The organism is Corynebacterium sp. HMSC071B10 (assembly GCF_001814825.1).
Taxonomy (GTDB): domain Bacteria; phylum Actinomycetota; class Actinomycetes; order Mycobacteriales; family Mycobacteriaceae; genus Corynebacterium.
On sequence record NZ_KV818016.1, the window covers coordinates 55,585 to 73,077 of the forward strand.

Annotated in this window: 17 protein-coding genes and 1 tRNA gene; 8 read left to right on the forward strand and 10 right to left on the reverse strand. The window is 66.2% G+C overall.

Annotated features, from left to right (window positions below):
• Positions 1-3 precede the first annotated feature (3 nt).
• Genes HMPREF2990_RS09135 through HMPREF2990_RS09145 form a run of 3 tightly spaced genes read right to left on the reverse strand, consistent with a single transcriptional unit; the run spans position 4 to position 2,331 of the window.
• On the reverse strand, positions 4-831 hold the full coding sequence (locus HMPREF2990_RS09135) for a metal ABC transporter permease (protein WP_070764271.1): 828 nt from the start codon (positions 829-831) through the stop codon (positions 4-6).
• A complete protein-coding gene (locus HMPREF2990_RS09140) occupies positions 831-1,481 on the reverse strand; it encodes a metal ABC transporter ATP-binding protein (protein WP_070764273.1) in 651 nt (216 codons plus the stop codon). The genes HMPREF2990_RS09135 and HMPREF2990_RS09140 overlap by 1 nt, the downstream gene beginning before the upstream one ends.
• Positions 1,465-2,331, reverse strand: a complete 867-nt coding sequence (locus tag HMPREF2990_RS09145) for a metal ABC transporter solute-binding protein, Zn/Mn family (RefSeq protein WP_168167137.1) — start codon at positions 2,329-2,331, stop codon at positions 1,465-1,467. Before HMPREF2990_RS09145 ends, HMPREF2990_RS09140 begins: the two co-directional genes overlap by 17 nt.
• A gap of 62 nt (positions 2,332-2,393) precedes the next feature.
• Between HMPREF2990_RS09145 and HMPREF2990_RS09150 the strand changes: the two genes are divergently transcribed.
• A complete protein-coding gene (locus tag HMPREF2990_RS09150) occupies positions 2,394-3,413 on the forward strand; it encodes a LacI family DNA-binding transcriptional regulator (RefSeq protein ID WP_070764278.1) in 1,020 nt (339 codons plus the stop codon).
• Here the strand turns inward: HMPREF2990_RS09150 and HMPREF2990_RS09155 are convergent.
• The 5 genes from HMPREF2990_RS09155 to HMPREF2990_RS09175 are packed head-to-tail and all read right to left on the reverse strand — an operon-like array spanning position 3,364 to position 7,683.
• Positions 3,364-4,122: a trehalose-phosphatase gene (locus HMPREF2990_RS09155; protein ID WP_083317109.1), complete on the reverse strand. Its 759-nt coding sequence runs from the start codon at positions 4,120-4,122 to the stop codon at positions 3,364-3,366. The two genes, HMPREF2990_RS09150 and HMPREF2990_RS09155, sit on opposite strands and share 50 nt — an antisense overlap.
• Positions 4,119-4,538: a hypothetical protein gene (locus HMPREF2990_RS09160; protein ID WP_083317110.1), complete on the reverse strand. Its 420-nt coding sequence runs from the start codon at positions 4,536-4,538 to the stop codon at positions 4,119-4,121. The genes HMPREF2990_RS09155 and HMPREF2990_RS09160 overlap by 4 nt, the downstream gene beginning before the upstream one ends.
• Positions 4,535-5,800 carry an alpha,alpha-trehalose-phosphate synthase (UDP-forming) gene (locus HMPREF2990_RS09165; RefSeq protein WP_070764280.1) on the reverse strand — a complete coding sequence of 422 codons (1,266 nt, stop codon included), beginning with the start codon at positions 5,798-5,800 and terminating at the stop codon, positions 4,535-4,537. The genes HMPREF2990_RS09160 and HMPREF2990_RS09165 overlap by 4 nt, the downstream gene beginning before the upstream one ends.
• Before the next feature lie 2 nt (positions 5,801-5,802).
• Positions 5,803-6,180 carry a hypothetical protein gene (locus tag HMPREF2990_RS09170; protein ID WP_070764282.1) on the reverse strand — a complete coding sequence of 126 codons (378 nt, stop codon included), beginning with the start codon at positions 6,178-6,180 and terminating at the stop codon, positions 5,803-5,805.
• A gap of 54 nt (positions 6,181-6,234) precedes the next feature.
• Positions 6,235-7,683 carry a threonine/serine exporter ThrE gene (locus HMPREF2990_RS09175; RefSeq protein WP_070764284.1) on the reverse strand — a complete coding sequence of 483 codons (1,449 nt, stop codon included), beginning with the start codon at positions 7,681-7,683 and terminating at the stop codon, positions 6,235-6,237.
• Between the two features lie 98 nt (positions 7,684-7,781).
• Between HMPREF2990_RS09175 and HMPREF2990_RS09180 the strand changes: the two genes are divergently transcribed.
• The 3 genes from HMPREF2990_RS09180 to HMPREF2990_RS09190 all read left to right on the forward strand — a co-directional run bounded on the left by HMPREF2990_RS09180 (position 7,782) and on the right by HMPREF2990_RS09190 (position 10,255).
• Positions 7,782-7,854: transfer RNA gene (locus HMPREF2990_RS09180), tRNA-Thr, on the forward strand.
• A 160-nt stretch (positions 7,855-8,014) separates the two neighbouring features.
• The gene (locus HMPREF2990_RS09185; protein WP_070764286.1) at positions 8,015-8,722 is read left to right on the forward strand and encodes a response regulator transcription factor; all 708 of its coding nucleotides are present in this window, start codon (positions 8,015-8,017) and stop codon (positions 8,720-8,722) included.
• Positions 8,723-8,734: 12 nt separating this feature from the next.
• Positions 8,735-10,255 carry a sensor histidine kinase gene (locus HMPREF2990_RS09190; RefSeq protein ID WP_070764288.1) on the forward strand — a complete coding sequence of 507 codons (1,521 nt, stop codon included), beginning with the start codon at positions 8,735-8,737 and terminating at the stop codon, positions 10,253-10,255.
• Positions 10,256-10,560: 305 nt separating this feature from the next.
• Here HMPREF2990_RS09190 and HMPREF2990_RS09195 read toward each other — a convergent pair whose 3' ends face one another.
• Positions 10,561-10,962: an HIT family protein gene (locus tag HMPREF2990_RS09195; RefSeq protein ID WP_070764290.1), complete on the reverse strand. Its 402-nt coding sequence runs from the start codon at positions 10,960-10,962 to the stop codon at positions 10,561-10,563.
• Positions 10,963-10,993: 31 nt separating this feature from the next.
• On the opposite strand from HMPREF2990_RS09195, the gene purD reads away from it, so the two are divergent.
• Both purD and purB read left to right on the forward strand, forming a co-directional pair.
• Complete coding sequence (purD, locus tag HMPREF2990_RS09200) at positions 10,994-12,259, forward strand: phosphoribosylamine--glycine ligase (RefSeq protein WP_070764292.1); 1,266 nt, start codon at positions 10,994-10,996, stop codon at positions 12,257-12,259.
• 25 nt (positions 12,260-12,284) lie between these two features.
• A complete protein-coding gene (gene purB, locus HMPREF2990_RS09205) occupies positions 12,285-13,715 on the forward strand; it encodes an adenylosuccinate lyase (RefSeq protein ID WP_083317111.1) in 1,431 nt (476 codons plus the stop codon).
• A 20-nt stretch (positions 13,716-13,735) separates the two neighbouring features.
• On the opposite strand, the gene HMPREF2990_RS09210 is transcribed toward purB, so the two are convergent.
• Positions 13,736-14,422, reverse strand: a complete 687-nt coding sequence (locus HMPREF2990_RS09210) for a hypothetical protein (RefSeq protein WP_141757865.1) — start codon at positions 14,420-14,422, stop codon at positions 13,736-13,738.
• Between the two features lie 37 nt (positions 14,423-14,459).
• On the opposite strand from HMPREF2990_RS09210, the gene HMPREF2990_RS09215 reads away from it, so the two are divergent.
• Positions 14,460-15,356, forward strand: coding sequence for a phosphoribosylaminoimidazolesuccinocarboxamide synthase (locus tag HMPREF2990_RS09215; protein WP_070764373.1), 897 nt, complete (start codon positions 14,460-14,462; stop codon positions 15,354-15,356).
• Between the two features lie 26 nt (positions 15,357-15,382).
• Positions 15,383-17,491: a S9 family peptidase gene (locus HMPREF2990_RS09220; protein ID WP_070764295.1), complete on the forward strand. Its 2,109-nt coding sequence runs from the start codon at positions 15,383-15,385 to the stop codon at positions 17,489-17,491.
• Positions 17,492-17,493 lie beyond the last annotated feature (2 nt).

A 17,493-nucleotide genomic window follows, 5' to 3' on the forward strand; every position in this document is an offset into this window, starting at 1 on the left:
GCGTTAGCGCGCCGTAATCCGGCGCGCCTGCCACGCCCCGATCCCGCGGCAGACCACGTAAATCCCGAAAGAGACGAACGCGACGAGCACGCTGACCGGCAGCCCGGGCGCGAGCGAGAGGATGAAGCCGCCGACGGCCGCGACCTCGGCGAAGATCACCGACAGCAGGACCGCGAGTTTCGGGTTGGCGGTCACGGCGACGGCGCTCGCGCCGGGCGTGATTAGCAGCGCCATGACCAGCAGCACGCCGACGATCTGGACACTGTTCGCCGCGGCGAGGCCGACAAGGACCGCGAAGACGGTCGCCATGGTGCGCACGCGCACACCGGTCGCGGCGGCCATCACCGGGTCGATCGAGGAAAACAGCAGCGGCCGCCACAGCGCAACCACTGCGGCCACCACGACCACGGTGGTGATTGCCAGGGCCCACACGCTTGCCTGCGCCACGCCGACCACCTGCCCCGTCAGCAGCGACATCGCGATGCTGGAGTTGCCTGGGTACAGGTAGATGCACAGCACGGAGATGCCCATGCCGAAGCTCATGACCACGCCGACGGCGGAGTCATTGCCGCCCTTGAACCCCAAAAGCGCGAGCGCGATGGCGGCGGCGATTGAGCCTGCCACCGCGCCAAGCGAGACGTTGAAGCCGATGACCAGGGCGGCTGCGGCACCCATGAGCGCGAGCTCGGAGGTGGCGTGGACGGCAAAGGACATCTGCCGCATCACGATCAACGGAGCGAGTACCCCGGAGAGGACGCCGAGGAAGGCGCAGGCCACCAGGGATGTGATGACGAAGTCTTGGGAGAGCAGGTAGACGGTGGTGTCCCACATCAGATGATCACCGTCTTCCCGCCGGCGCGCACGACCTGGACGGGTGCGCCGTAGAGCTCGGAAAGCACGTCGGATTGGAAGACCTCGTCGGCGGTGCCGATGACGTGGCCGTTCGGCCCGATGTAGAGGACTTTGTCCACGATGTCGATGACGGGGTCGATGGAGTGGGTGACCATGGCCACCGCCGCCCCCGATTCCTGGAAACGGGCGATGGTCTGGCGCTGGCGTGCGACATCCAGGGAGAGGAAAGGCTCATCGGCCAGGATGATTTCGGGGTTTTGCGCGAAGGCTTGGGCCTGGCGTACGAGTTGTTGTTGGCCGCCGGAGAGGCGGCCGACGTGGGCGTCGATAAGCGAAGGGGCCCCGACGTAGGCGAGCAGGTGTTCAGGCTCACCCCCGGCGAGCGAGACGAGGTCGCGCACGCGCGCCGGGAGGTGGGCGGGGAACATTTGCTGCTGCGGGATGTAGCCCACGCGGCCGCCGAGTTCGATCGTGCCCGCCTCGAGGCGCTGCATGCCGAGCGCGCCCCGCAGCAGCGTCGATTTGCCGGAGCCGTTGGGGCCGAGAATGGCGAGGAACTCGCCGGGGGCGAGCTCGCACGTGATGTCGCGCCACAGGGGCGCAATGGTTGCGTTACGCAGCTGCAGCATTGAGCTGGTCAACGATTTCCTGGAAGTAGTCGAAGAAATTCTTGCCGTCCTGCGGGGTCTCGGTGATGTCCACGACCGGCACGCCGGCCTCCTCCGCCGCGGCGACAAGACGCTCGGAGACGGCATTGGGGGACTGGGAATTATTGATCAGGATATCAGCATCCTTGATCGCCTCGAGCGCCTCGGCGACGGCGGCCGCGGACGGCTCGGAGTGGTTCAGCGTTGCGTGGCGGTAGGACTCCGGGGTGGCGTCTACCAGCGCGGACTCCTCCACGATCGCATCAGCGATCGGGTGGGTCTGGATCACGTTGGCCGCAGGCAGCTTGGCCAGGGACTCGTCGATGCCGGCGAGCTTGTCGTCGAGCGAGTTACCGCCGATCTGCGCGGCGACGTCGCGGATGGCCTCAGTGGAGTACCAGATGTGCTCGTTTTCTTCGCCGTGTGCGTGATCGTGCGCGTGGTCATGGTCGTGTTCGCCGTGATCGTGATCATACTCATGGCCGTGCGCCTCGGCCGGCGGCAGCGCGGTGATGAGCGTGCCCTTCGCGGCCGTGTAGAGGGCTGCGTCGTAGGCACCGCCGTTGGCCACCACGGTTGCGGCCTGGGCGATCTTGGCCAGGTCGGCGGCGGTGGGCTCGTACTCGTGGGGGTCGGTCGAGGGGTTGCTGATGATCGCTTCGACCTCGTCGCCAGTGACGGCAGACGCGACATCGGCCCACACCTGGGTGGTGGCGACCATGGTGCCGTCGCCGACCTGCTCAGCGTCCTGAGCGGTGTCCTGCTCGGCGTCCTGCGCGCCGCAGGCGGTGAGGGTAAGGGCGAAGGCGACTGCTGCGATCCGTTTCATCATGCAGCCCATCCAACCACTAATGGAAACGGTTTTCAAAATGGGAGGCGGGGTAGCATGGCTGCATGCCCGCGACGCTCGCCTCCATCGCCGCCGACCTCGGCATCTCTCGCACCACGGTCTCCAACGCGTACAACCACCCGGACCAGCTCTCGCCCGCGCTGCGCCGCCGGATCCTCTCGTACGCCGAGTCGCGCGGGTATGCGGGCCCCAACCCGCACGCGCGCTCGCTGCGCACTCAGCACACCGACACGCTTGGGGTGGTGCTCACCGAGCACCTGAGCTTCGCCTTCGAGGACCGCGCCTCGGTCGACTTCCTCGCCGGCGTGGCGGACTCCAGCGAGTACGCGCTCACACTCATCCCGACGGGCGCGAGCGTGCATGATGCGATTGTGGACGGCGTCATCGTCTATTCGGTGCCCGAGAACGCGCAAATGCTTCTCGACGCCAAGACGCGCCACCTCCCCCTCGTCATCTGCGACCAGCCGACGAATGTCCCGGACGTACCATTTGTGGGCATCGACGACGCCGCCGCGATCGCGCCGGCGGCCGAAGCGCTCGTCGCAAACGGGCACCGACGCATCGGGATCCTGGCGAAGCGCCTGTTCAGCACCCCCACCAACGGTTTTGTGGAGCCCGCGGCTCTCGACGCCGCCGACCTGCACCTCCAGCGCGCCCGCATCCGCGGCGCACTCGATGTCTTCGGCGCCGCCGGGATCAGCGACGTCCCCGTGGTCACACGCGACCAGAACGACCTCGCCGCCGCCACCGACGGCGCACGCGAGCTCATCGAGTCTCACCCAGAGCTGACCGCGGTGCTGTGTACGACGGACTCCATGGCGCTCGGCGTGATCGAGTACTGCCGCGGCCGCCGCGCCATCCCGGAAGAGCTGTCGGTGACCGGCTTCGACGGCATCGGCGTGCCGGGGCTGACCACGGTGGAGCAGCCCAATAGGCGCAAGGGGGAGGTCGCGGCAATGCTGGTGCGCTCGCTAATCGAGGGCCGCCCGCAGCGACGCGAGCGCGCGCTGTTGCCTACGAGGTTTCTGCCAGGTACGAGCGTCGCGCTTGCGCCAGCTGGCTAAGCAGCTGCGCCATCTCGGCCACGTTTGCAACCCGGTAGCGCGCCGCGCTGTCCTGCGCGCCCACCTTCACGCCCACGTCCGGGCCCTGGGTGAGCACGGCCATGGCGGTTTCGTCCGTGGTGTCGTCGCCGGCGAAAAGCGTGGCGGCAAAGGCGCGTTTGCGCTGCGCGAGCCAGGAACCTTTGGTCACGTCGACGGCGGAGAACTCCACCACATTGTGGCCTGGCGTGACCGACCGCGAACCGGTGTCTAAGGCGCGGGCGGCGCGCAGCATTTCGCGGGCGCGCTCCGGGTCGGAAGCCGCGAGCGGGGCGACGTGCAGCACGCGCTGATACGGCTTTTCCTCCACGTAGGCGGGCGGGGTGGCGATCCGCTCCAGCTCGTTGCCGATGCGCTCGAGGTAAGCGGCGTCCTCGGGTAAGAGCGTGGGGCCGGGCTCAGCGCCGTGGGAGCCGACGCGCACCAACCCCTGCAGCGAAGGCGTCTCGGGAAGGACCTCGGCGAGTCCCTCGAGGTGGCGGCCGGTAAGCACGGCGACCTCCGTGTCCGGGAGGGTAAGGAGGCAGGCGATCGCGTCGAGCGCCTCCGGGTGGGCGCGCACGGCATAAGGGTCGGTGTTGAGCTCGGCGAGCGTGCCGTCGAAATCTAGGCAGACCAGCAGCGACTCGGCGCGGGCGAGGTGGGCGATGGCGTCGTCAAGCGGGCTCACAGCGACATCAGCCGCACACTCGGCGGATCAACTTCGTCAGAGGTGGAAGTCCACAGCAGCTCGGTGTCGGTGAGCTGCTCCGTGCGGAATTGCGCACCGGGGACGAGGATGCCGGTCAGCTGCTCGTGGACGTGTCGGGCCCCGCCCTCGCAGTTGCCTGCGTCGCCCACCTCGACCTCTTCGATGGTGAAGGTGTCGTCCTCGGTGCGAATCGACGCCTGCAGGTCAGCGCACGCGGTGTTGCCGTCGAGTTCGGTGTCGGAGATGTGGAAGTTGGCCAGCCCCGCGGCGTCGGCAAGCAGGGCCCCGGGCTCGGCGGGATCCGTGTGGACGGCGACCACCTGCCAGGTCGGAGCGTCGCTGCACGCGGCGAGCGGCAACGCGAGGGCGAGCGCGAGGGCGTGGACGGGTTTCATAGTGCCTCCAAAAACGACGCCGCCCAGGCGTCAACATCGTGCGTGGTCACCCACTCGTACATGGCGCGCATCCGCTGCGGGTCGGGGTCGGCCGCGGCCTCAATCGCGCGGACGATCGAGTCCACGTCGAAAGGATTGCACAGGTAGGCCTGGTCAAGCTCCACGGCGGCGCCTGCGAACTCGGAAAGCACAAGCGCGCCGCTGCCGTCCGGGTGGCACGCCACGTACTCCTTGGCCACCAGATTCATCCCGTCCTTAAACGGCGTGACCAGCATAATGTCGGCCGCAGCGTAGTAACTGCCCAGCTCCTCCTTGCCCACCCCGTGGTGGACGTAGTGGATCACCGGCCGGCCAACGCGGCCGAAACGCCCGTTGATGCGCCCGACCGCCGCCTCCACCTCGCGGCGGGTCTCGCGGTAGTGCTCGATGCGCTCGCGCGAGGGCGTGGCCAGCTGAATCAGCGTGGCTTGGTGGCCCGCCTCGAGGATCCGCTCGAAGGCGAGGAGGCGCTGCAGGATGCCCTTCGTGTAGTCCATCCGGTCGACGCCCAGCATGAGCAGCTCCGGGTTGCCCACCAGCTCGCGCACCCGCGCCGGGTCGCCTGGGGCCACGGCCTGCGGGTCGATGGAGATGGGGAAGGTGCCGGTGCGCACGCGGGCGTCGGCAAGCAGCAGCCCGCGGAAGTTCTGCTCGTCGGTGCCGCGCTGGAAGCCGATCAGATCGCAGGCCTGAAGCGAGCCGAGGATCTCCTCGCGCCACGGCAGCTGCCGGAACAGATCCGGCGAAGGGAAGGGGATGTGCAGGAAGAACCCGATCTTGAGATCCGGGCGGCGCTCGCGCAGAAGTCCCGGAACCAGCTGCAGCTGGTAGTCCTGCACCCACACCGTGGCACCGTGCGCCGCTTGCTTTTCGACGCTCGACGCAAAACGCTCATTCACCGCCACGTAACGCTCCCACCACGCCTGGTGGTACTGCGGCGCAACAATCAGATCGTGGTAGAGCGGCCACAACGTGGAGTTGGAAAACCCCTCGTAGAAGTCGGTGTAATCCGCCTCATCGAGGGGTACGGGCACAAGCTCGATCCCGCCCGCACTAAAAGGGGCAAGCGAGGTGTTGGTCTCGCCAGGCCACCCCACCCAGCAGCCGCCGCGGGCGCGCAGCACCGGCGCGAGCGCGGCAACCAGCCCGCCCGGGGAGGCCTGCCAGCGATCCCCCACGCGGTCGACGGGCAGCCGGTTGGCCACCACCACAAAGTCGTACACGCTTAAGACTTCTTCGCCGTCGTCTTCTTCTTGGTGGCCTTCTTCTTCGTAGCCTTTTTCTTCGTGGCCTTCTTCTTGGTGGCCTTCTTCTTCGTAGCCTTTTTCTTGGTCGCCTTCTTCTTGGTGGCCTTCTTCTTCGTCGCCTTCTTCTTGGCGGTCGAGCCGGTGGCTTCCTCTTCCTCGTCGCCCAGGATCTCCTCGGCGTACTTCTTGTAGTTAAAGCCCTTCGGCTCCACGCCCAGCATGGACATCAGGGTCACCCCGTCGAAGAAGTCCTCGGCGTACGTTGCCACGATTCGCCGGGCGCCGGAAGCGGTCTGCTCCTCCATCTCATTGATGGCCTCTGGCGAGGGGCGGGAGTCGGTGATCTTCGGTGGCACTACGGGTTCCTCCTTGAATAAGACACAATCTCAAACCGCGATTCTACGCCAAAGCTAGTGGCGGCGACGCCTCGGCCGCCGGGCGGCCGCCTCCGCGCGGCGAATCTGCTGGAAAGTCAGACGGCCCGCGCGCTTAAACGCCCGGTACGGAATGTAGAGCTGCGGACGGCGGATCCGGCGGGCCACCCACTCGCCGAAGATCACACCGCCGGCCAGCGCCATACAGGTGGCGATCGCGGTGAAGATGTTGGACAGGCCCACCACCATCTGCTCGTTGAGCACCGCGTAGAGGCCGCGGTAAATCCCGGAGCCCGGCAGGAAGGGGGTCACGCCCGCGACCGCGGTGATCACCGGGTTGATCAGCAAGCTACGAGAGATCAAACCACCGGCCAGGCCAATCACAATCGCGCAGGCCGTGGTGGCGAGGAAGGCGTCCGTGCCCAGCGGGATGAGGAAGACGTAGTAGATCGTGGAACCCACCGCGGCGGTCAGCCCTGAGACGATGACGGCCTGGCGCTCCGCAAAACACGTCACAGCGAACGACGCCGAGGCCAGTGCCCCGCCGAGGATGCGCCAGCCCGCGCTGCCCAAGGAGGGCTTGCCCAGCATCGTCTCGAGCGGTGGTAGCCCGACGCCCATGCGCTCGGCGAAGTACAAGCCGATCGCCACGCCGGCAACGATGCCGCCGGAGGACAGCATGGTCTGGAAGAAGCGGGAGGCGGCGGTGACAGGCGAGCCCGTGATGCCGTCGAAAAGCGATTGCACCAGTGTGAGTCCTGCGAGCAGCACAATAATGCCCGAGGCGATGACCTGGCTCGGCACGATCGTGTGGCCGATGGATGCCGAGAAGTCGTAGAAGAGCGCGGCCGGGATCGTGGCGAGGAAGCCGCCGAGGACGCAGTGGTAGAAGTAGGGCAGCGAGTTGTGCGACAGGACCTTGTTGAAGCCCATGATAAGGAAGGCGGTCAGCCCGCCGACCAGCGCCATGAGGAAGTCGCCGCCGAGCAGGATGGACACGGAAGCGCCCATGACCGTCCAGCCCGCGAGGTTGCGGGCGTTGCGGTGCGGGATGGGCTCGTTCTCGATGTCGTCGAGGATCTTCTCCGCGACCTCCGGGCGAGTGGCGCCGGCGCGGATCGAGCGCATGAGCCGGTCCGCCTCCTGGAGCTTGCGGTAGTTCTCGCTCATCATCGTGACCACGCGGAAGACGTTGACCGGCGTGCGGCGCTCAATGCCGATGATCGTGTTCATCGTGATCGTGTTGACCGTGATGTCCACGTGGCAGTAGTGCAGGCCGTAGGCAGAAATGACCGTGCGGATCTGCGCGATCGCGTCCGAAGACGTCGTGCCGTTAGCAATGAGAATCTCGCCGATGCGGGCGCCGATGTTCATCACCGCGGCCACCTGCGTGGGGTCGGTGAGATCGACCGGGGCGAGGACCGATGGGGGCGGGGAGGTACGCGCCGCGTCAATCGTTGCGACGTGGCTGCGCGACCCCCGCATCTGCTGCCAGAGCTGCTCTACTTTCCTCACAGCCGAAACACTATCTGGTGGCGCTATTTCGCGCACCCACGGGGCGGTGTGTAGAATTTGTGGGCACTGCTGGAGTGGCGCAATCGGTAGCGCAACGCACTTGTAATGCGTAGGTTGCGAGTTCAAGTCTCGTCTCCAGCTCGGCTGTTGGACCCCTCACCCTCGGTGAGGGGTTTCGCCGTCTGTGCTCTTTGACTTTACCCCCGCTATTAACCGTCACCCCCAAGACAACGTTCAGGAAACGTACAGTGGTGAGGAGTTAAATGGTCACTTGCTGTTCCCACAAAAAGGAGTACTAGACATGGCTGATACCAACCAGGGCATCAAGGTCCTCGTGGTTGATGATGAACCGAATATCGTCGAGCTGATTGCCGTCTCCCTGAAGTTCCAGGGCTTCGAGGTGGAAAGCGCAAACTCTGGTCAGGAGGCGCTCACCATTGCCCGCGAGTACCGCCCGGACGCCTACATCCTGGACGTGATGATGCCGGGCATGGACGGCTTCGAGCTGCTGGGCAAGCTGCGCCAGGAAGGCCTCGACGGCCCGGTGCTCTTCCTCACCGCTAAGGACGCGGTGGAGGACCGCATCCACGGCCTGACCATCGGTGCCGACGACTACGTGACTAAGCCCTTCTCCCTCGAGGAAGTCATTACCCGCCTGCGCGTGATCCTGCGCCGCGGCAACGTCACCGACGACGAGAACCAGGACGGCACCATCCGCTACGCCGACCTGACGCTTAACGACGAGACGCACGAGGTGACCAAGGCCGGCGAGATCATTGACCTCTCTCCGACCGAGTTCAACCTGTTGCGCTACCTCATGCTCAACGCAGAGGTCGTGCTGTCCAAGGCGAAGATCCTGGACAACGTCTGGCACTACGACTTCGGCGGCGACGGCAACGTGGTCGAGTCCTACATCTCGTACCTGCGCCGCAAGATCGACACCGGTGATGTGCCGCTGATCCAGACCGTCCGCGGCGTCGGCTACGTGCTGCGCACTCCACGCCAGTAGTTTCAAGGGTCTATGACGGTCAACCGCCTCACTGCCAAGTCATACAACCAGGCGACCAAGCCGCTACAGAAGCAGCTCGTCACCATGGTGGTCTTCGTGGCAACGCTTGGCATCCTGCTGAGCTTCGCCACGGTCTACTTCCTCATGCGCGGCATTCTGACGCAGCGCGTGGACGAGCAGCTCGAAGAGGGGATCGACACCTGGGCGGGGCAGGGTACCTGGATCCCGTCGATCGGCGTGCCTAGCGAGTTCGCCCAGGCCACGTGGTTCCCCGGCTACCCGTACCCCTTCTCCCGCTACACCCCGCGCGGCAACCCGCCGGACTGGGAACAGCTCACGGTGCTGGACTCGCCGCGGACGATCAACTCCAAGAACGTGGATAGTTCGGAGGAGCTGGTGAAGTGGAGGGCGTTGGCGTCGAAAAGCGACGACGGCACCATCACGCTGGTGGCCAAGCGACTCGAATCCGAGGAGCGCATCCTGCGCTGGCTCGCGGTGGTAGAGGCCAGCCTGGGGCTTACTGCGGTGATCGGTATTGCGCTGGCCGCGCGCACGCTGGTGCGGCGCTCACTGGCGCCGCTGCGCGAGGTGGAAGAGACTGCCCTGGCCATTGCATCTGGCGACGTCGACCGGCGCGTGCCCGCGTGGTCGCGCGAGACCGAAGTGGGCAAGCTGTCGTACGCGGTGAACACCATGGTCACCCAGCTGCAGGAATCCGTCAACGACGCGCAGGCGAAAGAGGAACAGATGCGTCGCTTCGTCGGCGACGCCTCCCACGAGCTGCGCACGCCGCTGACCAGTGTGCGCGGCTACGCCGAGCTTTACCGCAAGGGGATGGCACCCGATGCGGACATGGTCATCGACAAGATCGAAGAGGAATCCGGCCGCATGCAACTGCTGGTCGAAGACCTCCTTGCGCTCACCCGCGCGGAGGGCACCCGACTGGACCGGAAGACCGTGGAGATGCAGAAGGTTGTCGACACGGCCGTCTCCTCGGCACGAGCGGCGTATCCCGAGCGCTCCATCGAAGTGGATGACCAGTGCCTGCGTGCCGCCGAAGTCAACGGCGACCCGGACCGCCTCCACCAGGTGCTGATGAACCTGATCAACAACGCCTTCAAACACGGCGGGCCCGAGGTGGACGTGGTGATTACGCTGCGCGAAAACCTCGACCGCATCGTGTTGGAGGTGGCGGACAACGGCAAGGGCATGTCCGAGGAAGACGCGGCGCGCATCTTCGACCGCTTCTACCGCGCCGATGCTTCCCGCAACCGTGCCGGTGGCGGCGGCTCCGGCCTGGGGCTGGCGATCACCAAGTCGCTCATCGAACAGCACGAGGGCACCATCACCGTCGAGACCTCCCCGGGCGAGGGCGCGACCTTTGTCATCTCCCTGCCGCTGCTCCACAAGGTGGAGGAGGAGGCTCCTGCGGCGGGTGCGAAGGACAAGGCGAAGGGGAAGACGGCGAAGTCGAAGACGAAGTCCAAGGGTACGAAGCGCGGGAACAAGGAGAACAACGAGGGCGAGCGTTAGGGGGTCGCTGGCGGTTCCGGGGGTTTTGAGTGGTGCCTGCTGGCGGTTTTGGCGTTGGTGTAAATGGAGCTAGCTCCGTTTGGAGTTTTTGGTTTCGCGCGACCTGCGGTTTTGGTGGTGGGGTGGGTGTAAATGGAGCTAGCTCCATTTGGAGTTTTCGGTTTCCCGCGACCTGCGGGTTTGCCAGCGGGGCACAACAAAAGGAGCTAGCTCCATTTGGCACAACCGGGATCACGTGACCTGGGGGTTTCCAGGCCGCTCCCGTGCAAATGGAGCTAGCTCCGTTTAGAAGACTGTCTAACCGTCTACCCGATCGCGCCCCGCAGCGTCTCGGCGGCTGCGTCCATCTTCGCCGGGTCCGTCTCGTCGGCGCGCATGACGCTGGCGAGGTTGTAGCCGGACATGTCGTTGGCGGGGAAGACGTGGATGTGCGCGTGCGGGACCTCGAAACCGGCGATGAGGTAGCCGGCGCGCTCGCAGTCAAACTCTCTCACGATGGCATTGCCGATGCGCTGTGCCACCGCGTTCATCTTGGCCCACAGCTCGGGCTCGAGGTCGGTCCACTTGTCCACCTCCTTGACCGGCACGACGAGCGTGTGGCCGTAGGCGATCGGTTCGATGGTGAGGAAGGCGGCGACGTCCTCGTCCTTGTACACGAAGCGGCCGGGGATCTCGCCGTTGATAATTTTTGTGAAGACTGTGCTCATACTCTCAAACCGTACCTGTAAGTTTGAGGCCATGCGCATCCTTGTTATCGGTTCGGGCGGCCGTGAACACGCCCTGCTCAAAGGACTTGCCGGCAACGAACTCTTCGTCGCACCCGGCAATGCAGGTATGGAATCGCTGGCGAAGTGCCTGCCTATCGACGCTTTAACGCCCCAGCCAATCGTCAACCTGACCAAAGAGGTTGACGCGGAGCTCGTCGTTATCGGTCCGGAGGTCCCTCTGGTCGCGGGCGCTGCCGACGCGTTGCGTGAGGCGGGCATCCCCGTCTTTGGCCCGACGCAGGAGGCGGCCCAGCTCGAGGGGTCGAAGGCCTTTGCCAAGGACGTGATGGCCGCCGCCGGTGTGGCGACGGCCCGCGCACTGCGTGTCACCCCGGAGCAGGGCACCGCGGGCGTGGAGGCTGCGCTGGAGCAGTTCGGCCCGAACTACGTGGTCAAGGACGACGGCCTGGCCGGCGGCAAGGGCGTCGTGGTCACCACCGACCGGGCGGAGGCCGCAGCCCACGCGAACGCGGTGCTAGAGGCGGGCAACCCGGTGCTGTTCGAGTCCTTCCTCGAAGGCCCCGAGGTGTCCCTGTTCTGCCTGGTTGATGGCGAGACCGTCGTGCCCTTGCTGCCCGCGCAGGACCACAAGCGCGCCTACGACAACGACGAGGGCCCGAACACCGGCGGCATGGGGGCCTACACCCCGCTGCCGTGGCTGCCCGAAGGTGGCGTGGAGCGCATCGTCGACGAGATCGCCCGCCCGGTCGCGCGCGAGATGGTCAACCGCGGCATCCCCTACCAGGGCCTGCTGTACGTGGGCGCGGCCTGGGGTGCCGAAGGCCCGTCCGTGGTGGAGTTCAACGCCCGCTTCGGCGACCCGGAGACCCAGCCGGTGCTCTCGCTGCTGAAGACCCCGCTGGATCAGGTGCTCTACGCCGTGGCCACCGGCACGCTCGCGGACCTTGCGCCGCTGGAGTGGGAGGACGGTTACGCTGCGACGGTCGTGCTCGCCGCGGAGAACTACCCGGCCAGCCCCGCCAAGGGCGATGTGATCACGGGCGCGGAGCTGGACAACCCGGACAAGGTGCTGCACGCTGGCACGAAACGCACGGACGAAGGCTATGTCTCTGCAGGCGGGCGCGTGCTCAACGTGCTCGGCCACGGCGCCACGCTGGAGGAGGCGGTGGCGGATGCCTACCGCGTCATCGAGGGGATTGAGATGCGCGGGTCCTTCTATCGCAAGGATATTGGGCGGCGTGCGGTGGCGGGTGAGGTGAGCGTCGAGAAGCAATAGCCCCTGATGTGCGATAATTGGGCGCGTGACTGAAAAGCCTGCAAACCCCAATGTCCTGTCCAACCGCTACGCTTCGCCGGAGATGGCGAAGCTGTGGAGTGCCGAGCATAAGATCATCCTCGAGCGGCAGCTGTGGATCGCCGTCATGCGCGCGCAGCGTGAGCTCGGTGTGGAGATCCCGCAAGAGGCTATCGACGCCTACGAGTCCGTCATCGACCAAGTCGATCTCGACTCGATTGCGGCCCGCGAGCGCGTGACCCGCCACGATGTGAAGGCACGCATCGAGGAGTTCAACGCGCTGGCCGGCCACGAGCACATCCACAAGGGCATGACCAGCCGCGATCTGACCGAGAACGTCGAGCAGCTGCAGATCGTGCGCGCGCTCGAGCTCGTGCGCAATAAGTCCGTTGCGCTGCTTAAGGCTGTGGGCAACCGCGCCGATGCATATAAGTCGCTCGTGATGGCTGGGCGCTCTCACAACGTGGCCGCCCAGGCCACCACGCTGGGCAAGCGCTTCGCCTCTGCGGCCGACGAGATCCTGGTGGCGGTCGCCCGCATCGAGTCGCTGCTCGACGGCTACCCGCTGCGCGGCATCAAGGGCCCGATGGGCACCGCCCAGGACATGCTCGACCTGATGGACGGCGACGAGGCCAAGCTCGCCGAGCTGGAAACCAAGGTCGCGCGCCACCTGGGCTTCGACACCGTCTTCGATTCGGTGGGCCAGGTCTACCCGCGCTCGCTGGACTTCGAGGCGATCTCCGCGCTCGTGCAGCTTGCCGCAGGTCCCTCCTCACTGGCCACCACTATCCGTCTCATGGCGGGCAACGAGGTCGTCACCGAAGGCTTCAAGGAGGGCCAGGTCGGTTCCTCGGCCATGCCGCACAAGATGAACGCGCGCTCCTGCGAGCGCGTCGGCGGCTTCCAAGTCATCCTGCGCGGCTATCTCACCATGGTCGCCGACCTGGCGGGCCAGCAGTGGAACGAAGGTGACGTGTTCTGCTCCGTGGTGCGCCGCGTCGCGCTGCCGGACGCCTTCTTCGCCATCGACGGCCAGCTGGAAACCTTCCTCACCGTGCTCGACGAGTTCGGTGCGTTCCCGGCGATGATCAACCGCGAGCTCGACCGCTACCTGCCGTTCTTGGCCACCACTCGCATCCTCATGGCGGCAGTGCGCGCCGGGGTCGGCCGCGAAACCGCACACGAGGTGATCAAGGAAAACGCGGTCGCCATGGCGCTGGACATGCGCGAGCACGGCGCCGAGCAGAACCTGATCGAGCGCCTGGCTGACGACGAGCGCCTGCCGCTCGACCTCGCCCAGCTGGAAGAGGCGCTGGCGGACCGCCACGCCTTCATCGGCGCAGCCGAGTCCCAGGTGGACCGCGTGCTCGCACGCATCGACGCCGTGGTGCAGAAGTACCCGGACGCCGCCGACTACCGCCCGGGCGAGATTCTCTAAGGGCTCGCTAGCGTTTTTCGCTAGCGCGCCTCCCAGCGCACGTTGGCGTCCTCGAGCGCCACGCCGGTCGCCGGCTCGCCGGGGTCCACGCGGCGCTCCCAGGAGGCGAGCACTGTGGTGTAGGCGCGCCCTTCCTCCAAGTCGGGCGTGTAGCCGGTGGGCGCGCCGCTGCCGATGTCGCAGTACGCCTCGGCCGCCGAGCGCAGCGCCACCTTTGTGCCCCCACTCGGCTGGTGCGCGGAGCCGGGAGCTGCCGGCACGGAGTTCGCGCGCAGCGTCGTGGTTACGGGTGCGCCGTCGGCGTCACGCACCACGGACTCCTGCGCTGTGACGAGCGTCAGCTCCGGCACCGGGACGGTTGGCTGCGAGGGGGCGGTGCCCACGCGCACGGGGGTCAGCGTGACGGGGTAGCAGTAGAACGCGCTGAAGCGTTGCGGTTCCGGGGAGCGGATGTTGTTGGCGGCTTCGGTGCCGGAGATGCGCTGGGGTGCCTCGACGGCGATTTCCCACTCGACTTGCGTGCCGGTGGCGGGATCCGTGGTGGTCGTGCGGGCGCTTTCCCCGAAGGTGAGGACGCGCTCCTCGCGCACTTTCTCAGCCGCGGCCGGGGCCTGCTCGCTGGGCTCGTGCGAGCAGCCGACAAGGGCTGCGCACAGGCTGGTGATCAGCGCGGCGGAAAGGGCGCGCGAGGCGTGGCGTTTGACCATGCGGAACATGGTAGTGGTGGGGTATATGCTTGGTGCCATGCGTCCAGAGCTTTCTGACTACACTCACCTTTCCGGCGGCAAGGTCCGCGAGATTTACCAGGTCGATGAGGACACGCTGCTGATGGTGGCCAGCGACCGCATCTCCGCATTCGATTTCTCGCTGGAGCCGGCGATCCCGGATAAGGGCCGAATTCTCACGGCCACGTCGATGTTCTTCTTTGACCTGCTCGCCGGGGTGCCGAACCATCTCGCAGGCCCGATCGATGACCCGCGCATCCCCGAGGAGGTGTTGGGGCGCGCGATGGTGGTGAAGAAGCTGGACATGGTCCAGTTCGAGTGCGTCGCGCGCGGCTACCTCACCGGCTCGGGCAAGAAGGAGTACGACGAGCATGGCATGGTCTGCGGCGTGAAGCTGCCTGACGGCCTGGTCGAGGCCTCGAAGCTGCCGGAGCCGATTTTCACCCCGGCGACGAAGGCGGAGCAGGGCGACCACGACGAGAACGTGTCGTTCAACTACATGGCTGGCAAGATAGGCCAGGACCTGGCGGAACGCCTGCGCGAGCGCACCCTGGAGGTCTACACCCGCGCCGCCGAGTACGCAGAGTCGAAGGGCATCATTCTGGCAGACACGAAGTTCGAGTTCGGCCTGGATGCCGACGGGGAGCTCGTGCTTGCCGACGAGGTACTCACCCCCGACTCCTCCCGCTACTGGCCCGCGGATACGTACAAGGAGGGCCAGAGCCAGCCGAGCTTTGACAAGCAGTACGTGCGCAACTGGCTGACCGGTCCGAAGTCGGGCTGGCGTCCCTCGGAGGGCACGCAGCCGCCGGAGCTGCCGGGCTCGGTGGTGGAGGCCACGCGCGATCGCTACATCGAAGCCTACGAGCGCCTCAGCGGCGAGAAGTTCGCGGACTGGCCGGGCGCGAACGCCTAAGCGCCGTGCTCTAGGCTTAGGTGCCTATGGAATTCCCGAAGGCACCCAAACACCCGATTACCCGCTCCTTCCACGGACGCGAGTTCGTGGACGATTACGAGTGGCTGCGCGACAAAAACAGCCCCGAAACGATTGCGTACCTGGAGGCGGAAAACGCCGCCACCGAGCACGCCACGCAGGGCTTTCGTGGGCTCGCCGATGCCATCTACGGCGAGATTAAATCGCGCGTCAAAGAGACGGATATGTCCGTCCCGCAGCGCGCGGGCGACTGGTGGTACTACGGCCGCACGATCGAGGGCAAGAACTACGCCCTGTCGTGCCGCGTGCCGGCCACCGGCGAGCCGTGGACCCCGCCCGAGGTCTCCGAAGAAATGCCCGGGGAGCAGGTGCTTCTCGACGCCAACGAGCTCGCCAAGGGCCACGACTTCTTCTCCCTCGGCGCGTCTTCCGTCACCACGTCCGGCCGGTTGCTTGCCTACTCGGTGGATACCACGGGTGACGAGCGCTTTGACCTGCGCATCAAGGACTTAGACACCGGCGACCTGCTCCCGGACGTGATCGAGGGCGTCTTCTACGGCGCGACCTGGGCAGGCGAGGACTACCTGTTCTACATCCGCGTGGATGACGCATGGCGTCCCTACCAGGTGTGGCGCCACAAGGTTGGCACCGCTGCCGCAGACGATGTGCTGGTCTACGAGGAGAAGGACGAGAAGTTCGGCGTCGGTGTGGGTGCCGACCGCGCGGAGCGCTTTGTGTACATCATCTCTTCTTCCTCGCTGACCACGGAGTACCGGGTTACCCCGCTTGCAGCGCCGACCGAGCCCTTTGAGGTGCTGTGGCCGCGCACCGAAGGCGTGGAGTACCACCCGGACTACGCCAAGCTCGGCGAGGACGAATACTGGGTCATCACGCACAACCGCCGCGGCCCGAACTTCGCCGTGAGCACCACCCCGCTTGCAACCGAAGATCTGCCGGACCTGCGCGATCTGCCGGTCATCGTGCCGCACTCGGACACGATGCGGATCGAGAGCATCGACACCTACCGCGACTTCATGTTCATGTCGTACCGCCGCGGCGGTATCTCCCGGCTGGCGGTCGCGCCGCTGACTGGTGGAGACTTCGCCCCGTTTAAGGAACTGGAGTTTTCCGAGGAGCTCTACACCGCGGGCCTCGCAGGCAACCCGGAGTGGGACGCCCCGGTCGTCCGGGTGGGCTACACCTCGTACACGCAGCCCTCGCAGCTTCTGGACTACCACGTCGCTGATGGAACGTTCACCCTGCTTAAGGAGCAGGAGGTTGAGGGCGGCTACAACCCGGACGACTACGTCGCGGAGCGGATCTGGGCGAAGGCTGAGGATGGGGTAGAGGTGCCGGTGTCGGTGGTGCGTCGCAAAGCAACTGCTCCGGGCGTAGCCCCCACCTTGCTCTACGGGTACGGCTCCTACGAAGCCTCGATGGACCCGGGCTTTTCCATCGCGCGCCTGTCGCTGCTTGATCGCGGCATGGTGTGGGCGTGCGCGCACGTGCGCGGCGGCGGCGAGATGGGGCGCAGCTGGTACGACCAGGGCAAGATGCTGCACAAGAAAAACACGTTTACCGACTTCATCGCCTGCGCCGACACGCTTATCGAGCTCGGCATCACCGACCCCGAGCACCTCGTGGCGGAGGGCGGCTCCGCCGGCGGGCTGCTCATGGGCGCGGTGGCGAACATGGCGCCGGAGAAGTTCGCGGGTATCCAGGCGATCGTGCCGTTCGTGGACCCGCTGACCTCGATACTGAAGCCGGAGCTGCCGCTCACGGTTGGCGAATGGGAGGAGTGGGGCGACCCGTACCACGACCCGGAGGTTTACGACTACATGTCCACCTACGCGCCCTACGAGAACATCACGGCGCAGGACTATCCGGACATCCTGGCTGTGACCAGCCTCAACGACACGCGCGTGCTCTACGTCGAGCCCGCGAAATGGGTGGCCAAGCTGCGCGAATACGCCACCGGCGGCGAGATCCTGCTCAAGACCGAGATGTCCGCGGGCCACGGCGGGGTGTCCGGCCGCTACGCCAAGTGGAAGCAGACCGCCTTCGAGTACGCGTGGACGCTGGTGAAGAGCAAAGCCGTGCCGGATGTGGGAGAATAACC